This window comes from Mesorhizobium sp. Mes31 (genome assembly GCF_024519675.1).
In the GTDB taxonomy this organism is placed as follows: Bacteria; Pseudomonadota; Alphaproteobacteria; order Rhizobiales; family Rhizobiaceae; genus Mesorhizobium.
Genome location: NZ_JALJRL010000016.1, coordinates 23,615 through 46,230 on the forward strand (window position 1 = coordinate 23,615; position 22,616 = coordinate 46,230).

Here is a 22,616-nt window from a genome sequence, read left to right on the forward strand (position 1 = left end):
TCAATAGGATGCCGGTGGCGCGATCAAAATCGCCGCCGGCCTCACCGTGTCTCGTTCGTGAGCCACGTCCGAAATGCCTCGATTGCTCTCCTTGGGTGGCATTTGGAGAGCCGGGAGGAATAAATTCCTTGTGACTCTGCTTGACTCTTCCGGCCGCCTCTGGAATCTATAGGAACATAACAGGAACAATGTGAGTGGAAGCTGACCGTCATGGCGATGACCGCCGTGGCGCGGGAGACTGTTTTTGCCCTGCGCCGCCAGATCGCGAAGATCGAGGGAACGTTGCCCGAGCGCCTGCAGGCGCCGGCCGCCGCGACCTCCGATGCTGACGTCGGCACCGATCCCCCGCCCGGTACCGATCTCACAATCGTCCGGCGTGGCATTGCCGCGGCCTTGCCGGATGCGTTCCTGTCCATCGGGGTCGAGCGCCTCGATGCCGCCCTGAGCGGCGGCCTGCCGAAAGCCGCCCTGAGCGAAATCCATGGCACGCAAACCCGCGATGCCGGAGCCGTCGCCGGCTTCGCTTTGTCGCTCACGAGCCTGATCCTCAAGCAGGCGCAGGGACTGCCAGTCCTGTGGATCGGCACGTCGGAGATTTTCCGCGAGGCCGGCTTTCCCTATGCCAGGGGGCTACGGGCCTCGTTCGGCATCGAGCCCGAGCAATTGCTGTTTTCCGAAGCGCCAAAACTTGTCGATGCGCTGTGGGTCGCCGAGGAGGCCGCCCGGATGACGGCGCTCGCCGCCGTCATCCTCGAGATTCGCGGCAATCCGCAGCGGCTGGACCTGACCGCGACGCGCCGGCTGCATGCGAGGGCGCTAGGTGCCGGCCGGCCGGTGTTCCTGCTGCGGCAGGCGGCCGAGCCCGAGCCGACGGCAGCACCCGTCCGCCTCATCGTCGCGTCGGCGCCGGCAACACCACGCGACACCATCGCCGGGCCGCTCGCCGGCTCGATCGGCCGCCCGGCCTTCACCGTCACCATCGGCAAGAGCCGCACGGCCCTGCCTGGACAATTCACACTGGAGTGGAACCCCGATGAACGCGCATTCGACGAAAGAGCGGGCGACGAAAGAAGGGACGAGGAGAGACGGGCCCAGAAAGAACGGGCAAAGAATCCTGTCCCTGTGGTTTCCCTATCTGGCAGTGGAAAGGATCCTGCGGCAGCGTCTGGGGCGGTCCTGGCGTTCCCGGCCGTCGGATCACCTGCCGCCATCTCACCCACCGCTCGTGATCAGCCACCGCCAAGGCAACGCGCAACGCATCTCGGCCCTCGACGAGCGGGCTGAGGCATTGCACCTGAAGCGCGACATGGGCATCGCCGATGCGCGCGCCATGCATCCGTCGATCGACATCGTCGAGGCCGATCCGGAGGCAGACCGGCGTCTGCTCGAGGGCCTTGCCGACTGGTGCGACCGCTACACCCCGCTGGTGGCGCTGGACGCAACAGACGGCCTGTTTCTCGACATCACCGGCTGCACCCATCTGTTCGGCGGCGAACGCGCGATGCTGGACGACATCCTGTCGCGCTTCTTCCATCAAGGTTTTGATGTCCGCGCCGGGCTTGCCGCCACGCCGGGCGCGGCCTGGGCCGCGGCACGGTTTTCCGGCGACCGCATCGTGCCTTCCGGCGAGGAGGAGGCGCTGCTGGCGCCCTTGCCGCTGGCGGCGCTACGCATCGCACCGGAAACCCGCGCCAGCCTGGAAAGCGTCGGCCTGCGCACGGCGGGCGCCGTCATGGCCGCACCGCGCGCGCCGCTCGCCCGCCGCTTCGGCGCCTCCTTGCTGTTGCGCCTCGACCAGGCGCTTGGCCGTCTCGACGAGGCTGTGTCGCCGCGCCTTCCCGTCGCGCCGCTTTCGGTCGAACGCCATCTGGCCGAGCCCGTCACCCTGACCGAGGATATCGAGCGGCTGGTGGGCATGCTGGCGACGACCTTGAAGACCGATCTCGAGCGTCGCGGCGAGGGCGCCAGGACGCTGGCGCTGCTGCTCTTTCGCGTCGACGGCGCCGTCAGCCGCATCGCGCTCGGCACCTCGCGGCCGATGCGCGAACCGATGCTGATCCAGAAATTGTTCCATGAACGGCTGGCCGCGCTCGAGCAGGACATCGATGCCGGCTATGGCTTCGATCTCGTCCGGCTCTCGGTGCTGTCGGCGGCCACCTTCGACATGCAGCAGGCCGACCTCGCCGGCGAGACGACCGACGACGGCGCCGATATCGCGCTGTTCGCCGACCGCATCCGTGCCCGGCTCGGCGATGGCGCGGTTTTGCGGCCGGTCACCGTCGAAAGCCATCTGCCGGAACGCGCCGTCGCCACGATCCCCTTCACCGAAGCCCCGCGCCGGACCACGCCGCCGAAGAAGCCGGACAGGATGCAGGCTCCGGCGACCGTCTTCCCGCCGGAACGGCCGATCCGGCTTTTCCGCTCGCCCGAACCCATCGATGTGCCGGCCACCGAAATGCCCGAGGGCCCGCCGCTGAACTTCCGCTGGCGGCGCGCGCTCTACCGGGTGACGCGCGCCGAGGGGCCGGAACGCATCGCCGCCGAATGGTGGCATGAAGCCGCAAGCGACGAGGCGGCCTCGACGCGCGACTATTTCCGCATCGAGGATGCCGACGGCCGCCGCTACTGGCTCTACCGGCAGGGCCTCTATGGCGGCTCGCAGGTGCCTCCGCGCTGGTTCATGCATGGTGTCTTCGCATGAATGCGCTGACCGTCATTCCCTATGCCGAGTTCGGCATCCAGTCGAATTTCTCCTTCCTGCGCGGCGCCTCCAAGCCCGAGGAACTGGTGGTCGCGGCCAAGCTCATGGGCTTCTCGGCGATCGGACTTGCCGACCGCAACACGGTGGCAGGCGTGGTGCGCGCCTGGCAGCAGGCCAAGGTCGAGACGCTTTCCTATCACCCCGGCTGCCGGCTGGTTTTTTGCGACGGCACGCCGGACATTCTCGCCTACCCGCAGGACCGCAAGGGCTGGGGGCATCTCTGCCGCATGCTCACCCAAGCCAATCTGCGCGATGAAACCGAAAAGGGCGCCACCCTTCTCCAGCGCGGCGACCTCCTCGAATGGGGGGACCTGATGTCGCTGGCGGTCCTGCCCGATCTGTCGACGGGCACGCAGGACAGTCTCGCTCTGCTTCGCCAGCTCAAGGACCGCTTCGGCAGGAACCTGCGGCTCGGCGTCTCGCCTTGCTATGCCGGCAATGACCGCTTCCGGATCGAGCAGGCGGCAGCGCTGGCGGAGATCGCCGGGGTGCCGCTGATGGCGACCAACGACGTCCTCTACCACACGGCGGAACGGCGCCCATTGCAGGACGTGCTGACCGCGATCCGCCTCAACACGCCCGTCGCCGAGGTGGGGCTGCAGCTGGCCGCCAATGCCGAGCGCCACCTGAAACCGCCGATGGAGATGGCGCGCCTGTTCCGCCGGCATCCCCAGGCACTGGCCGAGACCTTGCGCTTCGCGCAGGAGCTGAGCTTCTCGCTCGGCGACCTCCAGTACAACTACCCCGATGAACCGACGGAATCGGGGCTCGGGCCGCAGGCCGAGCTGGAAAGACTGGCGCGGGAGGGGGCGGCCAGCCGTTATCCGGCGGGCGTGCCTGCGTCCGTGACCAAGCGCATCGGAGAAGAGCTCGCCCTCATCGAACGTCTCAACTACGCCCGCTATTTCCTGACGGTTTACGACATCGTCAAATACGCCCGCAGCCAGGACATCCTCTGCCAGGGGCGCGGTTCGGCCGCCAATTCGATCGTCTGCTTCTGCATCGGCATCACCGAGGTCGGGCCGGACCGGATCGACACGCTTTTCGAGCGCTTCATTTCCGAGGAGAGGAACGAGCCGCCCGACATCGATGTCGACTTCGAGCATGAGAAGCGCGAGACCGTCATCCAGTACATCTACGAGAAATACAGCGCCAAGCGCACCGCGCTGGCCGCCGCCGTCATCAGCTATCGCGGCCGCTCGGCGCTGCGCGAAGTATCCAAGGCGATGGGCCTGTCGGAGGACGTCAGGGGGTCGTTGTCAGGCTCGATCTGGGGCTGGTCGACCTCGGAGCTTGGCGAAAAGGAAGCCAGGGCCGGCGGCCTCGACCGGTCCGACCCGGTGTCGCGGCACGTGATCGAACGCGCCAACGAGATCATGGGTTTTCCCCGTCACCTCTCCCAGCATGTCGGCGGCTTCGTCATCACCAGGGACCGGCTCGACGAGATCGTCCCCATCGTCAAGACGGCGATGGACGAGCGCAAGATGGTCGAGTGGGACAAGGACGATCTCGACGCGGTGAAGATCCTCAAGGTGGATGTGCTGGCGCTCGGCATGCTGACCTGCCTGAAGCGCGCCTTCACCCTGCTTGAAGATCATTATCCCAAGGCTCGGGACAGATATGGCCGACCCTATGTGCTGGCCACCCTGCCGCCGGAGGACGACAACGTCTACGACATGATCTGCCGCGCCGACACGCTCGGCGTCTTCCAGATCGAATCGCGCGCCCAGATGTCGATGCTGCCACGGCTCAGGCCGCGCACCTTCTACGACCTCGTCATCGAGGTGGCGATCGTCCGGCCGGGCCCGATCCAGGGCGACATGGTCCATCCCTACCTGCGCCGCCGGCAAGGCAAGGAAAAACCCGAGTACCCAAAGCCGGAGCTGGAAGAGATCCTCGGCAAGACGCTGGGTGTCCCGCTGTTCCAGGAGCAGGCGATGAAGATCGCCATCGTCGCCGGCGGCTTCAGGCCCGGCGAGGCCGACGAGCTGCGCCGCGCCATGGCCACCTTCAAGCGCACCGGCACCATCGGCAATTACCGCCAGCGCATGATCGACGGCATGGTCGGCAAAGGCTACACGAAGGACTTCGCCGAGCGCTGCTTCAAGCAGATCGAGGGCTTTGGCGAATACGGCTTTCCCGAAAGCCATGCCGCCTCCTTCGCCCTGCTCGTCTATGCCTCCTGCTGGTTCAAGACCTTCTATCCCGACGTCTTCTGCGCCGCGATCCTGAATTCGCAGCCGATGGGGTTCTACCAGCCGGCCCAGCTCGTCCGCGACGCGCGCGACCATGGCGTCGACATCCGCGACGTCGACGTCAATTTCTCCGTCTGGGACTGCACTTTGGAAAAAGCGGCTTTCGACCCGGCCCGCATCCTCGCGCGCCATGCCGAAATGCGTGGCATCATCGAGACAAATCATGCGCTGCGGCTCGGCTTCCGTCAGATCAAGGGCCTGTCGGAGGAGCGCATGAAGATTTTCGTCGCCAGGCGTGGCGACGGCTACGAATCGGTCAGGGATGTCTGGCTGCGCTCCGGCCTCGATGTCGACGAGATCGAAAGGCTGGCGCAGGCCGATGCTTTCCGGTCGCTTGGCCTCGATCGCCGCGAGGCGCTGTGGGCGGTGCGCGCGCTCGACGGCAAGAGTGCCGCCGAAAGGCTGCCGCTGTTCGACCAGCCGGCGATCCGCCTGCGCGAGCTGGAGCCCGAGACGAAGCTGCCGAAAATGCCGCTCGGCGAGCATGTCATCCACGACTACCGTTCGCTCGGCCTGTCGCTGAAGGCGCATCCGGTTGCCTTCCTGCGCGAGCGGCTCGACCGGGCCGGCGTCACGCCCAATGCCAACCTGCCTTCGGTCCGCGACGGCAGGCGGGTCTCCGTCGCCGGGCTTGTCCTGGTGCGGCAGCGGCCCGGCAAGGGCAACGCGATCTTCCTGACGCTGGAGGACGAGAAGGCCGTCGCCAATGTCATCTTCTGGGAGAGAACCTTCACCCGCTATCGGCCCATCGTCATGGGCGCGCGGTTCGTCCGGGTCACCGGGAAATTACAGTCGGAATCGGGTGTGATCCACATCGTCGCAGAGAAGATCGAGGACTTGACGCCCTGGCTGACCGTGCTTCTGGAGAAGGTCAGCGAGGCCAGACCGTTGATCGCCAGCCCCCCGGCCGCCAAGGAGGGCACGGATCGCGATGGCCGACCCGCGCCGCGGAACGCGCCGATCGGAAAGGATCTCGCAACGCTGTCGGAAGAAGCGGAGAGGGTCATGCCCAAGGGGCGCAATTTTCAGTAGGCGCGGCCCGCGTCTTCGAAGGATGGCTCTGCCGATTACGAAGGCCCACTCAAACGCGGCGGGGACAGGACGTCCTCCACTGACAACGTCCGCGCTTCCGAAGGCAGCATGATCGGGATGCCGTCACGCACCGGATAGGCAAGCTTGGCGATCCTCGATATCAGCTCGCCGCGCTCCGGATCCCAGGTCAACGGGCCCTTGGTCAGCGGGCACGCCAGCAGCTCCAGCAGCTTGGGGTCGACATTGACCTTCTTCCCGTCCCGTCCGTCCGCCATTCGGTTCCGTCCTTCTATGGGGCAACCGCTTCAGGCCCGGTTTAGCCCTTCAGGTTTTCCGAAGCGTTTGCGCTGCCACGATCGGCGATTGGTCTGAAGCTGCTGTTCTGCGTCCCTCTGCCACCTTACTGCAGACTCGAACCGAAATCCTCATTCTCGCGCGCCAGCGCCATTTCGGTGATGGCGATCAGCGTCTCGGCCCGCGTCTTAAGGTCCGCCGCTTCGAGCAGCGCCTGTTTCTCGGCCGGCCCGTAGGGCGCCATCATCGACAGCGCGTTGACCAGCATGGCGTTTTCGGCCCGGCTGACACTTTCCCAGTCGGCTTCCAGGTCATTGGCCTGCAGATAGGCGCGAAATGCCCGGAGCAACGATGGCCGGTCGATCTCGCTCGCCGCCTGGTCTTCGTGGAGATCGGCGAGAAAGGGAGCCAGCTTGCACTGGCGAAACGGTGTCTTGGCCGTCAGTTCATGGGCGATGCGGAACCGGCACACGCCCTGCAGCGAAATCAGGTAGCGGCCGTCACCGGTCTCGGAAAAGGCGATGATGCGGCCGGCGCAGCCGACATTGCAAAGCTCCGGCTCGCCATCGGCGCGCAGCGCGCCATCGAGGCTGGGCTGGATGATGCCGATGAGGCGCGACCCGGCAATCGCCTCGTCCACCATCTGCAGATAGCGCGGCTCGAAGATGTTGAGCGGCATGCGACCGCCCGGCAACAGCAGCGCTCCGGCAAGCGGAAAGATCGGAATCGTCGACGGCAAATCCGTATCCAGCCGGTAGTGCGCGTTTCCCGCCTGCACCTATTCCTCCGATCGCTTCATCGAGAAGCGCCAATTCCTGTCTTATCTGGCGCGGTCATCGCCGACCACAAGCCCGTGCGGCAAAACAACCGCAGCTCAGGAGAACAGCAGCGACGACAGTTTGCGCCGCGCCGCCAGCGTCGCCTCGTCGGTCATGCCCCATGCCTCGAACAGCTGCAGCAATTGCGTCTTGGCGCCATCGTCGTTCCACGCCCGGTCGGCCTTGATGATGGCCAGCAGATTGTCGGCCGCCGCCGTGCGCTCACCCCTGGCGTTCTGGATCATGGCGAGATCGAAACGCGCCTGGTGATCCCCGGGGTTTTCGGCCAGGCGCCGCTCGAATTCGGCCGGATTGCCAAGCGCTGCTGCCTGCGCCGCCAGCGCGATCCTGGCGCGCACGGCTGCCAGCGGCGGCGCATCCTTCTTGGCCTCCGGCGCTGTTGCCAAAAGCGCCTCGGCGCCCTCGGTGTCACCGGCCTCGAACAACAGGTCGCCCAGCCCAGCGATCGCCTCGATCGTCTCCGGCGCCTGAGCCAGGATGGCGTCGTAGATATCGGCGGCGGTCTGCATGTCGCCGGCGTCGCGCGCCTCGGTTGCCGCTGCCAGGGCTTCGGCCACCGGCGGCGCGCCGTTGCCCTTGCCGCCCACCTTGGTGATGAATTCGGCGATCTGGCTCTCCGGAATGGCGCCCATGAAGCCGTCGACCGGCTGGCCGTCCTTGAAGGCGATGACCGCCGGGATCGACTGGATGCCGAGTTGGCCGGCGATCGACGGGTGGTCGTCGATGTTCATCTTGACCAGCTTGACCTTGCCGCCGGCGGCCCTGACGGCCTTCTCCAGCTGCGGGGTCAATTGCTTGCAAGGCCCGCACCACGGCGCCCAGAAATCGACCAGCACCGGCTGGCGGCGCGATTCCTGGATGACGTCGGCGGCAAAGGCTGCGGTCGTCGTGTCCTTGATGACATCGCCGGCGGGGGCGGCGGGCGCATCGCCAAGCGCGACTTTCGCCGGCGCGGGCGCGGTTCCACCATACTGCACGGTGGTGGCGTACTGGCCGCCATTGCCGCCATAGGAGCCGCCAAACGGTTTGTTGTCGCTCATCTCTTTACCCTTCCATGGCGCGGCCGGCCGGCGGCCCAGCGCCATATCCCTTGACGCATCGGTTTCAAGCCATCCATGTGGCGATCACGCGGAGACTTTCAAGATAGCAGCATCGTGCCCGGTTGCCTCGACGAATTTGATCAGGTCCGCCGACGCGATCGAGGTCGTCGCCTCATTCGTCAGCGGATGCGCGTTGATCACCGCATGCTCCATCAGCGCCCTGTCGAGCACGACCTTGACCCTGCCCGCCGTGTCGTTGACCAGACCGAAGACCGTGACGGCGCCCGGCACGACGCCGAGCAGCTCCATCAGCATCTCCGGCCTGCCGAAGGAGACACGGCCGGCGGCGCCGATCTCGTGGTGGATCTGCTTGAGGTCGACGACCGCGTCCTCGCCAACGGTGACCAGGAAGAAATTGTCCTTCTTGTCCTTCAGGAACAGGTTTTTGGTGTGGCCGCCGGCGATTTCACCGCGCAGCGCCTGCGAATCGGCAACCGTGAACAGCGGCGGATGGCGCCGCGTCGAGGCGGCAATGCCGAGGTCGGCAAGAAAGCTCATCAATTCGGCTTCGGTCTTCGGCATCGATTTTCTTCTTCGTCCCGTTTCCTGCCATGCCGTTTACGGCCAATGGTGCGGCCGACACAAGACCGTCATGCGACATGATGGTCAACGCGCCCGCCACATAGTGCCGGCGGCCTGCCGGCGTCGCCCGCCGCGTTGCAAAAAGCCTGATATTTCCCTGTTGCAATCGCCGCGCTCTTCAGCCATATAGGCCCGGCTTGCGGCCAAGACGCCGTGTGAGCGGGTGTAGCTCAGGGGTAGAGCACAACCTTGCCAAGGTTGGGGTCGAGCGTTCGAATCGCTTCACCCGCTCCAGTTTCCTCTCAGGGAATCAAGCATTTGCGAAGAAAGGCCGGACATTGATCCGGCCTTTTCGCTTTTCGGGCAGCACCAGGGCAGCACCTGCGCTTTTATCCCGCCGCCGCAGGCGGACCCGACAGAAGCACGCGATTGTTTCGGCTTGAAGTCCAGAAGCGGGCTTGGCTGGCCAGGGCGTGCCCGATGCGAATGCCGAGGGGAACATTCTTTTCGTCGCGAAGTTCTGACTTTGCCTTGGTTTAACTCCCCGTGGCCAAGGCTCGGAAGTTGCCTCTACAGCTTCCACAGCCCGTCTCGGTGTGGGGGCAAAACTACCCGAGACGGGCTGATTAACCCAGCACCGGCTTCTGACTGCCAGGCTGCGGCGGACGCATCGGTCATTGCCGCCTATCGGACCGACATCTGGCGCGCGCTGCGAAGTGGGTGAACATTCGAGCGGAGGGCCAAATGGCCGAGGTCCCACCCGCCGGATGCGGACTTCATATTCGCCCGGTTGGTTAGATGCTCTGCGTCTTCTCGCGGAAGGCCAATGAGCACTCTGCCGGACAAACTTGCCGGCATCTCGGAAAACAGATCATAGACCAGCCAATTGTCGGCCGGATCTTGCAGCGCAACGAACCTCATGTGGGCCTCCATTGCTGGCGAGGCCCAATTTAGATGGGATCCAGTTCGTGCTGCCTTCTCCATTTGGATAGTGATCGTTCGGCCATTGGGTCGAACTCCGGCGGCCATAGCCTCCGGCCTCGGCCGCGAAGCTGCTTACCGCAAAGGCGGCCGCCTCCGCGTGGGCCGGACGCATTTTCGACCGCCCACCCTCCAGATCCTCACAGGTAGGGGGAGGCAAGCCCATGGGGCCTGCGTGGCACCGAAGCTGGCGCGCCACTTACTCGTGGACGAAATGGCCGGTGCGGTTGGGGGTCTCTGGGCTGCGCACCACACCGGCCACCGCGGGAAGGTTCTATGTCCCCCGCTTGCTTAAATTACGGTCTATTAGCCGCCACGCAACTAAGCCTATCGGCGACACCGAGCCGTAGGGAATGGCTCCCTGGACATGTTGCAGCGTTGCGCTTGGGTGCGCTCGGCTATGGCGAACGCCCGGCTGACCGATCCCGACCCGGGACACCTGATGAAGCCGGTTCCAGAAGAGTTGATGACCATGTGGAAGATCGGCCGCGACGTTGGCAACCCGCGCAACAACCGGCCCGATCTGCTCGACGAGGTGAAGGACGAGCTGTTCGACCTGTAGGGAGGAGATCCATTGCCGCAATTCCGCCGGCGTGGGTGGTAACGATCAAGCCTTCCGCAGCCTCACTCCGGCCCTGATGGGGCCCGCGCTTTCTGCCAGAGCGAAACCGAAGAATCGCGGATGAAAATGGCCGGCGCCAGTTGGGCGGGGTGGGCTTAGGGTGACGCCGGCCAAGCGGACATTACGTCCGCCGCAATCGCAATATGCGTCAGCCGGCCGGGGTGCGGCTATGGCGTGATCGCGGAGCCACGTAGCGTGGTTGTTCAGCGTTTGATCCGGATGCCAATTCCCATGACTCTGTCGGAATTGGAGTGAAATAGAAATTCATGGAAATCAGCGCGTCCCAATTCCTCGATCTTTAGCTCCCTCCAGAATTTCGGGACCGCATCGTCTCCACAAAATCGATCGTTGATATCGTGAAACATGCAGAGGCGCGCCTGCCGACCGACATTCTGGTAGTCGCGGGCAACCCATTCGTAGGAGTGATTTCCGTCGATAAGAACGAGGTCAAATGCTTCATCGGCGAACGCGTCCGACGTCTTGCCGGCAAGAAACGCGACGGGTGTCTTGAAGACGATGCGCGCGGAAGTCGGAAGGGTGGAAGCAATATCGATGGTCGTCGCCTTCAGGCCGGGATTGAGCCTCGACAGACACGCCGCCATGAAGGAAAAGGTAAATCCGTCGCAAGTTCCCACCTCAAGAAAGCTGCCGATCGGTTGGCTGGCCAACAGCACCATGGCTTCCGCCAGTTGCCTCGGAATCTGCCACAAACCGGGCGCGTGGAAATTCATGTTCCTGACATCCTCGCCATACAGCCCACGCCGGTCGTAGCGCAGGCCAATCTGGCGGATTTTCGCCTCGAGAAACGTGCTGCGTGAAAGCTCTTCCCTTTTCGCATTTTCAATTTCTCGAACCGCCCGTTCCAGCTTGCCGGTCGCGAAACGCGAACTGAGTGCATAGATCGGCTTTTTGATAAGTTGCTTGAGTGAAGGCATTTGCAGATCGCGATCCTTGGGAGCCTCGCATGCATAACACGCTCCATGATCCGGCAAAGACCAGGCAGCCTCTCCTTCGCCGCTCGGGCCCTGTGAAATCTTGCCGGCCGGCAGGTTGCCGCTTGCCGGTATTTCCCACTTGATCGTCGATCCCCGGAATGCTCCGTTGCCGCTTCGGACATCCGGAGAGATCCATGACGGGCTTTGTCGACCGCCAGCGCGCGACGCATTTGATGGAACGCGCCAACATTGATGCGCTGGTGCTGTGCGCGCCCGAGGCATTCCACTATGCGACCGGCGCGTCGATCGGCCCGGCGGGCCTGTTCCAGCGGGCCGGCGCCGGCTTCGTCGTCGTCCCGGCCCGGCAAGACCTGCCGATCGGTGTGGTGGTGGCGGATTTCAACGCGGCGCAGCTGCAACGGGCCGTGCCGGATGCCGTCGTGCGCGGCCACCCGATCTGGATCGAATCCGCGACCCTCGACGCCTCGACATCCGGACAAAAGCTGGCGCAACGCATCGAGGCCGGCCTGGCCTCGTCCGGCCGCGCGCCGGACTTTTCCCGGCCGGCGACGTTCGAGCTCGCCAATTCCGTCCATCAGCTGAAGCAGATCCTCGCCGGGTTCGGGCTCGACCGCGCCACGATCGGCGTCGATCTCGATTTCATAGCCGCCGCCGATTTTTTAGCCATGCAGGCGATGTTGCCGGCCTGCGCGATGGTCGACGGCTCGCCGATCCTCGACAGGTTGCGGGCGATCAAGTCGCAAGGCGAGATCGACCTCCTGCAGCAAGGCGTCATCCTGTCGGAAGCCGGGCTGGAGCGGCTGCTGGTGGATGCCATGGCCGGCATGCGCCAGGCCGATCTCATTGCCCTCTACCGCGAAGGCGTCGCCACCGCCGCGGCCGGACTGTCCCATCCGGTCGCGACCGCCGAATATGTGACGCTCGGCGCCCGGGCCAAGGGTGCCGATGCCAAGGCAATGCCCGGCGATCCGCTGAAGTGCGACATGGTCTGCACCGTCGGCGGCTACGCTTCCGACATGTCGCGCAACTTCACCTTCGGGCCGCCATCCGCCGAGCAGGCCGAACTGCATGCGATCGCCGAACGGGCCTTCGAGGACGGGCTGGCCGCGCTTGTCCCCGGAACCTCGCTCGCCCACGTGCATCGCGTAGCGACCGAGAGCCTGGCACGGCAAGGTCTGCGCTCGTATCGCCGCGGTCATTTCGGCCATGGCGTCGGCCAGTCGGTATTCTCCGAGCAATGGCCGTTCATTGCGGCCGAAAGCGAGGTCGTGGTCGAGGCCGGCATGGTGCTGGCCTTCGAGATCCCGCTCTACATCGACGGTCTCGCCAGCTTCAATCTCGAGGACCAGTTCCTGATCACGGCGGATGGGCCCGTTGCCATGAACCGCCTGCCGAGGCGGCTGGAAACGATCGGATAGCAGGGCTTCAAATCTGCCCCCTGGAGATTGGCCGAGGCCCCTTCACCTTCGTCATCCACGGGCGGAGCAGGAGCGAGGCTCCCTCGCGGACACCCGAGGATCCATGCCAGGACCTTGGCCGGAGAGTGCAGCAGAGCAGAATTCTGAACCGCTGAAACGCTTTGAAGACGCGGCATGGATCCTGGGGGTCTGCGCTACGTCGCTACGCTCCTAGCTCCGCCCCAGAATGACGAAGCGATGGGCGATTCGACCAATCTCGAAGTCATGCTATTGCCGTTGAATGATCAACCCTTGCTAAGCGCTTATCGGCGGTCGCCGATCCCTCCACGGCATCTCCTGCTCCAGCTGCGCCGACGCGGCCAGCACCGTCGCTTCGTCGCCATAGCGGCCGACCAGCTGTACGCCGATCGGCACGCCGCCTTTCGACCAGCCGAGCGGCAGGGAGATCGCCGGCTGCCCGGAAATGTTGAAGGGGAAGGCGAACACCGCGTCCGTCCATTTGGCGTTGTAGCGGTCGATGTCGGTCTCGGACATGTCGTAATAACCGAACGGGCGCGGCAGCTGCGTCAGCGTGGGGGTGATGAAGAGATCGTAGGCCGCGAGATCGCCGACGATGTCGCGGCCCACCTGCCTGAGCTGCTCGACATCGGAGATGTGGCGGACGCCGCTGGTCGCGCGGCCGCGCTCGATGATCGCCCAGGTCACCGGCTCGACATCGCCTGGCGTCACCGGCCGGCCGACCACCGTTTCAAGGTAGTCGAACGTCGCCGCCGTCTGCACGCAGGTCATGTTGGTGTAGGTCTTCCACACCGCATTGGCGTCGAGCGGCATGTCGTGCTCCTCGACATGGTGCCCCAGCCGCTCGAGTGCCGCCACGGACGCCAGCACCGCCGCCTTCACCTCCGCGTCGATGGACGTGCCGTTGGGCGGCGTGACGCAAAAGCCGACGCGCAGCGTCCTCGGCGCCCGCGCCGACAGGCTGAGCCAGCTGCCATCGGGAACCGGCGGCGTATAGGGGTCGCCCGGCAGCGCGCCGGCCACGGCATCGAGATAGGCCGCCGTGTCGTGCACCGTGCGCGAGCAGCACAGGAAATAGGCGCCGCCATACCAATAGTCGCCGAAAGGCGCGAGGCTGACGCGGCCGCGCGACGGCTTCAGGCCGACAATGCCGCAGCAAGAGGCCGGGATGCGGATCGAGCCGGCACCGTCGCTGGCTTCCGCAATCGGCACCATGCGTGAGGCGATGGCCGCGGCGGCACCGCCGCTCGAACCGCCGGGTGTGATGCCCTCCTTCCACGGGTTCTTCGTCGGGCCGTAGAGTTTCGGTTCCGTCGTGATCGACCAGCCATTCTCGGGCGCGTTCGACTTGCCGACCAGCACCAGCCCCGCCGCCTTCATGCGGCGGACGACTTCGGTGTCGAAATCGGCGACGACGTCTTTCAGGTAGAAACAGGAGTTGGTGTTGGGCGCCCCGGTCCAGGACGAGGCCAATTCCTTGAGCAGGAACGGCACGCCGGCGAAGGGTGCTGATCTGTCGACCGTCTGCGCCTGGGCGCGTGCCATGTCGTAGAGGCGATGGATGACCGCATTAAGCGCGGGGTTGAGCCGCTCCACCAGCGTGATCGCCGCCTCGACCAATTCGGCTGGCGAAACCTGACCGCCGCGCACCAGCCCTGCCAGATCGAGTGCGTCGGACTCGGCGTAGGTTTTCAGCAGACTGTCGGTGACGGCGGCCATGTATTGCTCCTTCTGTCGGATCGGTGGCTGAGAGACTCACCCTCACCCAGCCTCCGCTTCGACTGGCGTGACTGATCGGCCCGCGACTTGATTGCCACGTGGTTCCCCCAATCCGTCGCTGCTTCGCAGCGCCACCTTTCCCCCCTCCGGAGGGAAAGGAAGGGAGCCCCGTTGGAAAAGCGTTGACGGCAAAAAGCTTGGCGCCTTCCTCTACCCCGTCGATCGGGGGAGAGGTGTCTCAGCGAAGCCGAGACGGAGTGGGGGTCGACCAGCGCAGCATAGCACAATGCATGCGCGAAGCGGCCGGATGAGGGAGCGTCACTTCAGGCCAGCTCGACGGTCCGCCCCAGCGCGATGCTCTGTTCGGCGGCCAGCACGATGCGCAGGCTGTTGACCGCCGCATCCATCTGCTCGGTGAGGTCGAGATCCTCGCGGATGGCGCGCAGGAAGAACGCCTGCTCGCGGTCGCAGAGTTCCTGATGGCCGGGTTCGTCCTCCATGCTGACGATCTCGTCCGGCTTCGAGAAATTCTTGTCGCCGTCGACCTGTGCGTAATGGATCTTGAGCGCGTCGGTCTTGGTGTGACGGTCGATGTCGGCGGAATTCGACACTTCGGCGAGCTCGGTCGGGCTGCTCGCCTGCTGGCCGGCGACGATCGACACCGCGCCCTTGGGGCCGACCACGTCCTTCACGAAATAGGCCGTCTCGCTCATCATCGGACCCCAGCCGGCCTCGTACCAGCCGACCGAGCCGTCATCGAAGGTGACGTGCAGATGGCCGTAATTCTGCTTGTCGGCTTCCGCCCACAACTTGGCGCCGATGCCGTGCACGCGCACCGGCTTGGCGCCGGTCAGCTGGCACATGACATCGACATAATGCACGCCGCAATCGACGATCGGGATCAGCGAATCGATCAGGTTCTTGTGCCAGTGCCAGGCGCTGCCGCTGCTCTGCTGGTTGAGGTTGAGGCGCATCACCAGCGGCTTGCCGAGCGTCTTGCCGACTTCGATGAACTTGATCCACGACGGGTGGACGCGCAGGATGTAGCCGAGCACCAGCTTGCGGTTTTTCGCACGCGCCGCGGCGACGACCTTCTCGGCATCCTCGATGTTGGTGGCCAGCGGCTTTTCCATGAACACATGGCAATTGGCCGCGATCGCCTTCAGCGCGTATTCGGCATGGGTGTTCGGCCAGCTGTTGATCGAGACGGCGTCCGGCCTGGTCTCCTTCAGCGCCTGGTCGAAATCCTCATAGAGCGGATATCCGGCCAGTTCGGCCGGGATCTTCTTGTTGCTCTTGATCGAGCGGCTCATGATGCCGACGATCTCGAAGCCGTCGAGCCGGTGATACGCGCTGGCATGCGAAGCGCCCATATTGCCGAGACCAACCACCAGCACTTTTACCTTGTCGGCCATTTCAGCCTCCCAAATTCTTGATTGAACCTTAGGCGGCAAAAGCTCTTGCCGCCCGAATCTTTGGCTGGGACAATCACCTCAGGTCGGTGCCGCCCCTCATTGCCCTGCCCTTCCTCTCCCCCGTCGATCGGGGGAGAGGTGTCGAGCGAAGCTCGACGGAGTGGGGGTCGACCTTCGCACCCGCCTGAGGTTACTTGCTCGCCAGATTGTGCCTGTCTTGCGGCGACTGCGCGTTTGGCGAACGTCTTCCCCCACTCCGTCGCCGTTTCACGGCGCCACCTCTCCCCCCTCCGGAGGGAGAGGAAAGGAGCCAAGAGGGGCAGCGCCGACATAGCCCCGTTTGCAGTCCTTACTTGACCGCCGAATCGAACAGATGCGCCTTGATCTTCTCGACATCGAGCGCGGCAAAGCCTTCCGACAGCTTGACGCCGTCGGCATCGGCCTTGACCTTGGCCTTGTCGAAGTCGTTGGCCGGGCCGATCAGATCGTTGGTGCAGACGTCCTCGGCCTTCACCGGATTGGTGATCTGGCCGATCTTGTGGATCTCGTCGAAGAAGCCCTGCCAGCTCGCCATGTCGTGCGAGCCCCAGCCGCCGCGCTTGTCCATGTCGCCGCGGAAGACGTTGATCTGCTGCAGGATCGAGGTGGTGCCAAGCTCGGGCCCGAGATTCTTGGCCAGCGTCGGGAACTGCTCGAACACCGCTTCGACGGCGGCGCGTGGATTCTGGTAGCCGAACTCGAGGCCCATCGCCCAGCCGCGCAGGTACTTTTCCAGGAACGCCTTGCGGTCGGGGTCCTCGAGATCGGCGGCGCGCACGACGAAGGTGTTGGCCGGCAGTTTCGAGTTCTGCACGCCGAGCCAGTATTCGAAGTCAAGGCCCTTGGCGATCCATTCGGCGCGCAGGCCCTCCCATGACAGGGCGGCGTCGCCCTGGCCGCCGGCAAGGGCCGTGCCCCAGGTCGGCCAGCCGGCCTCGACATATTTGACCTTCTTGATGTCGACGCCTTGCGCTGCCAGCAGCGGGTCGGTGATCGACTGCCAGGCGGCGGAACCGAGCAGGATGGTCTTGCCTTCGAGCGTCTTCAGGTCCTTCGTTCCTTCGCCCTTGCGGAAGGCGAAGCTGAACGTGTCGCGCGCGCCCATGTGGAACACCGACTTCAGCTTCATGCCGTTCTGGATGGCGAAGGAGAACACGCCGGGCGATGGAAAGCCCATGTCGGCCTGGCCGACATCGACGAACTTCACCGTCGCCGTGCCGTCCGACGGACCCGGCTGCATGTCGGTGTCGAGCCCGTCGAAATAGCCGGCCTTCTTCGCCGCCCAGTAGGGATAGTCGTCGAGCACTTCGAGTGTGCCGCGCGGTGATATCCAGGTGAACTTGCCATAGGGCTCGGCCCTGGCCTCAAGGCCCGTGACGCCGAGTGCCGTGGCCGTCACCAGGCCGGCGCCGGTGACCTGCAGGAAGTAGCGGCGGCTGATCCCCGCCTTGTGGCTGATCGCATTTTCTTTGGTCATGACATTCCCCTTCTTGTTGATTGTCGGCCCTGTCGCCCGCCTCCCGGGCGCCGTCATTGCGTCTGCGTTAAGTCCTTGTCTTGTGCATGTCGTTGTCCCAAACCGCCGCGCATTTTTGGGCGACTTGCCCTATGCCTCCCAGCTCGCCCATTTCTTGCCAATCAGGAAGAACAGCACGTAGATCAGGATGCCGAGCGTCGACAGGATCAGCACCACGGCGAAGAACTGCGGCATCTGGATCATCGACGAATAGGTGGTCAGCCGGTTGCCGAGACCAAAGCCGCCGCCGACCATCTCGGCGCCGACCGCGGTCAACAGGCCGAAGATCGCGCCGATCATCAGGCCGACCAGGATCATCGGCAGCGCCATCGGCGCGCGGATCTTCCAGAATATCTGCAAGGTGCTGGCGCCATAGGAGCGCGCCAGCGCGATCTTGGCGCTGTCGACGCGGCGAAAGCCGGTGGCCGCATTGATCATCACCATCGGCCCGGCGGCCAACGCGACAGCGATGATGCGCGGCGTGTAGCCGAAGCCGAAGCGCAGGATCAGAAGCGGCACCAGCGCCAGCATCGGCGTGGTGACGAGCAGCAGGATGTAGGGCGCGACGATCTTTTCGGCGAACGGGAACTGGGTGATGACGGCGGCCAGCACCAGGCCGATGATGGCGCCGATGGTGAAGCCGGAAACCAGTTCGACCAGCGTGTAGCCGAGATGCGGCGCGATCAGCGGGAACTCGTCGAACAGCGCATAGGCGATCGAGCTCGGCGGCGGCATGATGTAGAGCGGCACATGGAACAGCCGCAGCGCCAGTTCGATGCCGCCGACGATGATGACCGCGACGGCTATGATGGCCGCCACCTCCTTGCCCGACTTGATGCCGGGGCCGCTGGCGAAGGCCGACAGGTTGGTCAGGCTGACCTCGTGGCCATCGCCGGACTTGGCTTTCGAGAACTCCGGTATTGCGTCGCCTCCGCTCACGGTCTGATCCTCACGATCTCGGCGCTCGGGCGCTCCGCCGGCTTCGGTCGCGTGCGTTCGCCGACGATGTCCATCTTGATCCGGTTGGTAAGGTCGAAGACTTCCTTCGTCGCCATGATCTCCAGCGAGCGCGGCCGTGGAAACGGCACGCGATATTCCTTGGCGACGCGGCCCGGCCGCGCGCTCAGCACCACCACGCGGTCGGAAAGGAAGATCGCTTCCTCGATGCTGTGGGTGATGAAGACGATGGTGGTCTTGGTGTCGAGCCAGATCTCCTCGACCAGCCGGTTCATCTCCTCGCGGGTGAAACTGTCGAGCGCGCCGAACGGCTCGTCCATCAACAGCACCGAGGGTTTCAGCGCCAGCGCCCGCACGATCGCCGCGCGCTGCTGCATGCCGCCCGAAAGCTCGCGCGGAAACTTGCCGCCAAAGCCATCGAGCCCGACGCGGTTGAGCAGATGCGCGATCCAAGCCCGGTCCTGCTTCTCGCCCTTGATCTCGAAGGGGAAGCGGATGTTGGCGTCGAGATTGCGCCAGGGCAAAAGGTTCGCTTCCTGGAAGACGATGCCAATGTCCGGGCGTGGGCCGGTGATCTTGATACCGTCGAGCCGGATCTCGCCACTGGTCAGGCTGTGCAGGCCGGACATCGACCACAGGAGCGTCGTCTTGCCGCAACCGGAAGGACCGACGATCGAGACGATTTCATTGGCCTTGATATCGAGGCTGCAGCGGTCAAGCGCCAGCAGATCGCCGGACGCCGTGTGATAGATCTTGGTCGCGGCCTGCACGCCAAGCTTCGGGGTTGGTGCATCGCCCAAGTTCATGCGCCCCTCGGAGATCGCGCGATGATCCAACAGGTTCATCCGACCGCGAAAACAGTCTGTAACTATCCTACTTTCCTGTCAAGCGGGGAGTCGGAGGCTTCGTCGCCAAAATAGCCTCATTACAGTTATCATTCTGTTTTCATTGCATTTTCTTAACCTTGAAATGCATGTTGCTTTCCTACATACTCAGTGCCGTCGGGCGGATGCGGCGCGAGACGTGCGGTTGTGAGAGACAAGCGGCGAAGGCGATATGCATTGGCGACACGCGGCAGTTGTGGCGTGCCCGAACGCATGGAACGACAGCGTGCAACCATGGTAAGAAGTCAGCTCCGCAACCCAGGGAAAGACTTGACTTCATGACCGAAGCTGACAGCCAGGACCGGCGGCTCACGAGTGGCGATGCGGAGGGGCGCGAGCCTGTCCGGCGCATTCCCGACATCATCTCGCTGGTCAAGGATTCCTACAGCGAATTGCGCCCTGCCGAGCGCCGCGTCGCCGATGTCGTGCTCGACGATGTCAAATACGCGGTCGACGCTTCCAATGCCGCACTTGCCCAGCGCGCCGGGGTCAGCGAGCCGACGGTGACCCGGTTCTGCCGCGCCATCGGCTGCGAGGGCGTGCGCGACTTCAAGCTGAAGCTGGCGCAGAGCCTGGTCGTCGGCGCGCTCTACCTCAGCAAGCCACCCGCCACGAGCGGCGACAACGGCATGCCGTTCTGGAACGCCGTGTTCGGCGAAGCGCGCCGGGCCCTGCAGGAGGCCGAGCGGCAGCTCGACCCGGGGCAGCTGCAGAAGGCGGCCGAACTGATCGCCAAGGCACGCCAGGTCACCGTTTTCGGCCTCGGCGGGAGCTCCTCGGCGCTGGCGCAGGAAACCCAGTACCGGCTGTTTCGCTACGGCATCACCGTCAGCGCCCAGTGCGACCCCTATCTGATGCGGATGACCGCCTCGACCCTGAAACCCGGCGACCTGGTGATCGCCATTTCGGCGACGGGGCGCACGCGCGAGGTGATCGAGGCAGTGGAACTCGCCAAGCACTACCGCGCCAATGCGATCGGCGTGACGGCGCCCGACACCGAACTCGCGCGCGTCTGCGACGTCAGGCTGACGGTGGCGGTGCCCGAATATCCAGACACGCTGAAGCCGACGGCGTCGCGCTTCGCCTTCCTGGCCGCGATCGACCTTATGGCGGTGGCTTCCGCCTACAGGCTCGACGGCTCGGCGCGCGAAACCGTGCGCCGCATCAAGTACAACGCCCAGATCCACCGCACCGGCAAGGAGATGGAGCCGCTCGGGGATTAGTACTTTCCTTCTCCCCGTTCACGGGGAGAAGGTGCCGGCAGGCGGATGAGGGGCAGCGCCGGGCTCGACAATTATCGTCCCAATACAAATTGGGCATCGCAGCAAGAGGGAAAGAATGCTCGACATGGCACCATCGAAACAGGCCGCCGCATGGCTCGGGTCTTTCGCGCGGGCGCTCGAAGCGGGCGACGTGGCGGCAGCGAGCAACCTGTTCGTCGATGATTGCTACTGGCGTGACCTTCTGACCTTCACCTGGAACGTCACGACTATGGAAGGCCGCGAGGCGATCGCCGACATGCTGCGGGCGACGCTGCCGACGACGAAGCCTACAGCATGGCGGCTGACCGGCGAGGCGACCTCGGACGAGGGCACCATCGAAGCCTGGTTCAGCTTCGAAACCGCGGTGGCTACAGGCCAGGGCGCCATGCGGCTGCGCGACGGACGCTGCCAGACGTTGTTCACGGCGATGACCGAGCTCAAGGGGTTCGAGGAGCGCAAGGGACCGGCGCGGCCGCTCGGCGTGCGCCACAAGGCCGACCCCGAGCGCGAGACCTGGTCGGAGGCGCGGGCGCGCGAGACGCGTGAACTCGGCGCCGAAGAGCAGCCCTATTGCCTCGTCATCGGCGGCGGCCAGGGCGGCATCATGCTCGGCGCGCGGCTGCGGCAGCTGGGCGTACCGACCATCGTCATCGAGAAGAACGCCCGGCCCGGCGATTCCTGGCGCAACCGCTATCGCACGCTCGTGCTGCACGATCCGGTCTGGTACGACCATCTGCCCTACATTCCGTTCCCGGAAAACTGGCCGGTGTTCACGCCCAAGGACAAGATGGGCGACTGGCTGGAAATGTACACGCGCGTCATGGAACTCAACTACTGGGTCGCCACCAAATGCCTCAGCGCTTCCTATGACGAGACCGAAAAGGTCTGGACGGTGGTCGTCGACCGCGTCGGCCGGCGCATCACGCTGAAGCCGAAGCACATTGTCTTTGCCACCGGCGCCTACGGCCCGCCGCGGCGGATCGACTTGGCCGGCGCCGAAACGTTCAAGGGCGAGTTGCTGCATTCCAGCCAGTATTCCAGCGGCGAGAAATTTCGCGGCAAACGCGTTGCCGTCATCGGCGCGGCAAGCTCGGGGCATGACGTCTGCGTCGACCTGTGGGAAAGCGGCGCGAAGGTGACCATGATCCAGCGCTCGCCGACCACGGTGGTCAAGTCGGACACGCTGATGGAAGTCGGCTTCGAGATTTTTTCCGAAAACGCACTGGCGCGCGGCATCACCACCGAGAAGGCCGACATTATCGTCGCCTCGACGCCCTTCGCGCTGGTACCGAAGGGCCAGCGGGCGCTTTACGAGGTGATCAAGAAGCGCGACGCCGCCTTCTATGATCGCTTGCGCGCCGCCGGCTTCGCCATCGATTTCGGCGACGACGAGACCGGCCTTTTGATGAAGGCCTACCGCACCGGCTCGGGCTATTACATCGATGTCGGCGCTTCCGATCTGATCATCGACGGCGAGATCGGCGTCCGCAGTGGCGTCGCCATCAAGTCGTTGACGCCGACAGGCATTCTTTTCGAGGACGGCAGCGAACTGGCCGCCGACGCGATCATCGCCTGCACCGGCTATCAGTCGATGAACGAGACCGTGGCGCAAATCGTCTCGCGCGAGGTCGCCGACAAGGTCGGCCCGTGCTGGGGCCTCGGCTCGGGCGTGAAGGGCGACCCCGGCCCATGGCAGGGCGAGCTGCGCAACATGTGGAAGCCGACGGCGCAGGAAGCACTGTGGTTCCACGGCGGCAACCTGGCGCTGTCGCGCTTCTATTCGAAATATGTGGCGCTGCAGATCAAGGCACGGATGGAAGGCATCGCAACGCCGGTTTACGGGAAGCCGAGCAATTCGGGGCGGTGAGGCAGGACTTGGCAATCAAGGCGGAAGCACTGCTTCGATGGAAGATCGCCCCCCACTCCGACGAGCTTCGCTCGCCACCTCTTCCCCAATCGACGGGGGAGAGGAAAGGCGCGCGTTCGCCAACCTTGGCGCCCTTCCTCTCCCTCCGGAGGGGAGAGA

Annotated in this window: 17 protein-coding genes and 1 tRNA gene; 8 read left to right on the forward strand and 10 right to left on the reverse strand. The window is 64.8% G+C overall.

The features are described from left to right. Window positions 1–210: 210 nt before the first annotated feature. The 3 genes from NR193_RS24045 to NR193_RS24055 are packed head-to-tail and all read left to right on the forward strand — an operon-like array spanning window position 211 to window position 6,048. Entirely contained in the window at window positions 211–1,284 is a 1,074-nt protein-coding gene (locus tag NR193_RS24045; protein WP_256753240.1) for an ImuA family protein, read from the forward strand. Further along, window positions 1,226–2,701, forward strand: a complete 1,476-nt coding sequence (locus NR193_RS24050) for a DNA polymerase Y family protein (protein WP_256753241.1) — start codon at window positions 1,226–1,228, stop codon at window positions 2,699–2,701. Before NR193_RS24045 ends, NR193_RS24050 begins: the two co-directional genes overlap by 59 nt. Next, on the forward strand, window positions 2,698–6,048 hold the full coding sequence (locus NR193_RS24055; RefSeq protein ID WP_256753242.1) for an error-prone DNA polymerase: 3,351 nt from the start codon (window positions 2,698–2,700) through the stop codon (window positions 6,046–6,048). The genes NR193_RS24050 and NR193_RS24055 overlap by 4 nt, the downstream gene beginning before the upstream one ends. A 35-nt stretch (window positions 6,049–6,083) precedes the next feature. On the opposite strand, the gene NR193_RS24060 is transcribed toward NR193_RS24055, so the two are convergent. The 4 genes from NR193_RS24060 to NR193_RS24075 form a co-directional block, all read right to left on the reverse strand. Then, window positions 6,084–6,323, reverse strand: coding sequence for a Trm112 family protein (locus NR193_RS24060; protein ID WP_256753243.1), 240 nt, complete (start codon window positions 6,321–6,323; stop codon window positions 6,084–6,086). A gap of 125 nt (window positions 6,324–6,448) precedes the next feature. Further along, entirely contained in the window at window positions 6,449–7,120 is a 672-nt protein-coding gene (locus tag NR193_RS24065) for an LON peptidase substrate-binding domain-containing protein (RefSeq protein ID WP_256753244.1), read from the reverse strand. 96 nt (window positions 7,121–7,216) lie between these two features. Then, window positions 7,217–8,221 (reverse strand): thioredoxin, encoded by a 1,005-nt coding sequence (trxA, locus tag NR193_RS24070; protein WP_256753245.1) that lies wholly within the window; start codon window positions 8,219–8,221, stop codon window positions 7,217–7,219. Between the two features lie 84 nt (window positions 8,222–8,305). After that, a complete protein-coding gene (locus tag NR193_RS24075) occupies window positions 8,306–8,803 on the reverse strand; it encodes a prolyl-tRNA synthetase associated domain-containing protein (protein ID WP_256753246.1) in 498 nt (165 codons plus the stop codon). A 219-nt stretch (window positions 8,804–9,022) separates the two neighbouring features. Between NR193_RS24075 and NR193_RS24080 the strand changes: the two genes are divergently transcribed. Continuing rightward, a tRNA-Gly gene (locus tag NR193_RS24080) sits at window positions 9,023–9,097 on the forward strand. 1,087 nt (window positions 9,098–10,184) lie between these two features. Further along, window positions 10,185–10,346, forward strand: coding sequence for a hypothetical protein (locus NR193_RS24085; protein ID WP_256753247.1), 162 nt, complete (start codon window positions 10,185–10,187; stop codon window positions 10,344–10,346). Window positions 10,347–10,609: 263 nt separating this feature from the next. On the opposite strand, the gene NR193_RS24090 is transcribed toward NR193_RS24085, so the two are convergent. Next, complete coding sequence (locus tag NR193_RS24090; protein WP_256753248.1) at window positions 10,610–11,341, reverse strand: class I SAM-dependent methyltransferase; 732 nt, start codon at window positions 11,339–11,341, stop codon at window positions 10,610–10,612. Window positions 11,342–11,535: 194 nt separating this feature from the next. On the opposite strand from NR193_RS24090, the gene NR193_RS24095 reads away from it, so the two are divergent. Continuing rightward, window positions 11,536–12,780, forward strand: a complete 1,245-nt coding sequence (locus NR193_RS24095; RefSeq protein WP_256753249.1) for a Xaa-Pro peptidase family protein — start codon at window positions 11,536–11,538, stop codon at window positions 12,778–12,780. A gap of 294 nt (window positions 12,781–13,074) precedes the next feature. Here NR193_RS24095 and NR193_RS24100 read toward each other — a convergent pair whose 3' ends face one another. The 5 genes from NR193_RS24100 to NR193_RS24120 form a co-directional block, all read right to left on the reverse strand. After that, a complete protein-coding gene (locus tag NR193_RS24100) occupies window positions 13,075–14,517 on the reverse strand; it encodes an amidase (RefSeq protein ID WP_256753250.1) in 1,443 nt (480 codons plus the stop codon). A 323-nt stretch (window positions 14,518–14,840) separates the two neighbouring features. Further along, window positions 14,841–15,932: a Gfo/Idh/MocA family protein gene (locus tag NR193_RS24105; RefSeq protein ID WP_256753251.1), complete on the reverse strand. Its 1,092-nt coding sequence runs from the start codon at window positions 15,930–15,932 to the stop codon at window positions 14,841–14,843. A gap of 349 nt (window positions 15,933–16,281) precedes the next feature. Next, window positions 16,282–17,448 (reverse strand): ABC transporter substrate-binding protein, encoded by a 1,167-nt coding sequence (locus NR193_RS24110; RefSeq protein ID WP_256753252.1) that lies wholly within the window; start codon window positions 17,446–17,448, stop codon window positions 16,282–16,284. Between the two features lie 129 nt (window positions 17,449–17,577). After that, window positions 17,578–18,426 (reverse strand): ABC transporter permease, encoded by an 849-nt coding sequence (locus NR193_RS24115; protein WP_256753253.1) that lies wholly within the window; start codon window positions 18,424–18,426, stop codon window positions 17,578–17,580. Further along, window positions 18,423–19,250 carry an ABC transporter ATP-binding protein gene (locus tag NR193_RS24120; protein WP_256753254.1) on the reverse strand — a complete coding sequence of 276 codons (828 nt, stop codon included), beginning with the start codon at window positions 19,248–19,250 and terminating at the stop codon, window positions 18,423–18,425. The genes NR193_RS24115 and NR193_RS24120 overlap by 4 nt, the downstream gene beginning before the upstream one ends. Before the next feature lie 356 nt (window positions 19,251–19,606). Here NR193_RS24120 and NR193_RS24125 point away from each other — a divergent pair, with 356 nt between their 5' ends. Next, a complete protein-coding gene (locus tag NR193_RS24125; protein WP_256753255.1) occupies window positions 19,607–20,551 on the forward strand; it encodes a MurR/RpiR family transcriptional regulator in 945 nt (314 codons plus the stop codon). Between the two features lie 115 nt (window positions 20,552–20,666). Then, entirely contained in the window at window positions 20,667–22,457 is a 1,791-nt protein-coding gene (locus NR193_RS24130) for an NAD(P)/FAD-dependent oxidoreductase (RefSeq protein WP_256753256.1), read from the forward strand. Window positions 22,458–22,616 lie beyond the last annotated feature (159 nt).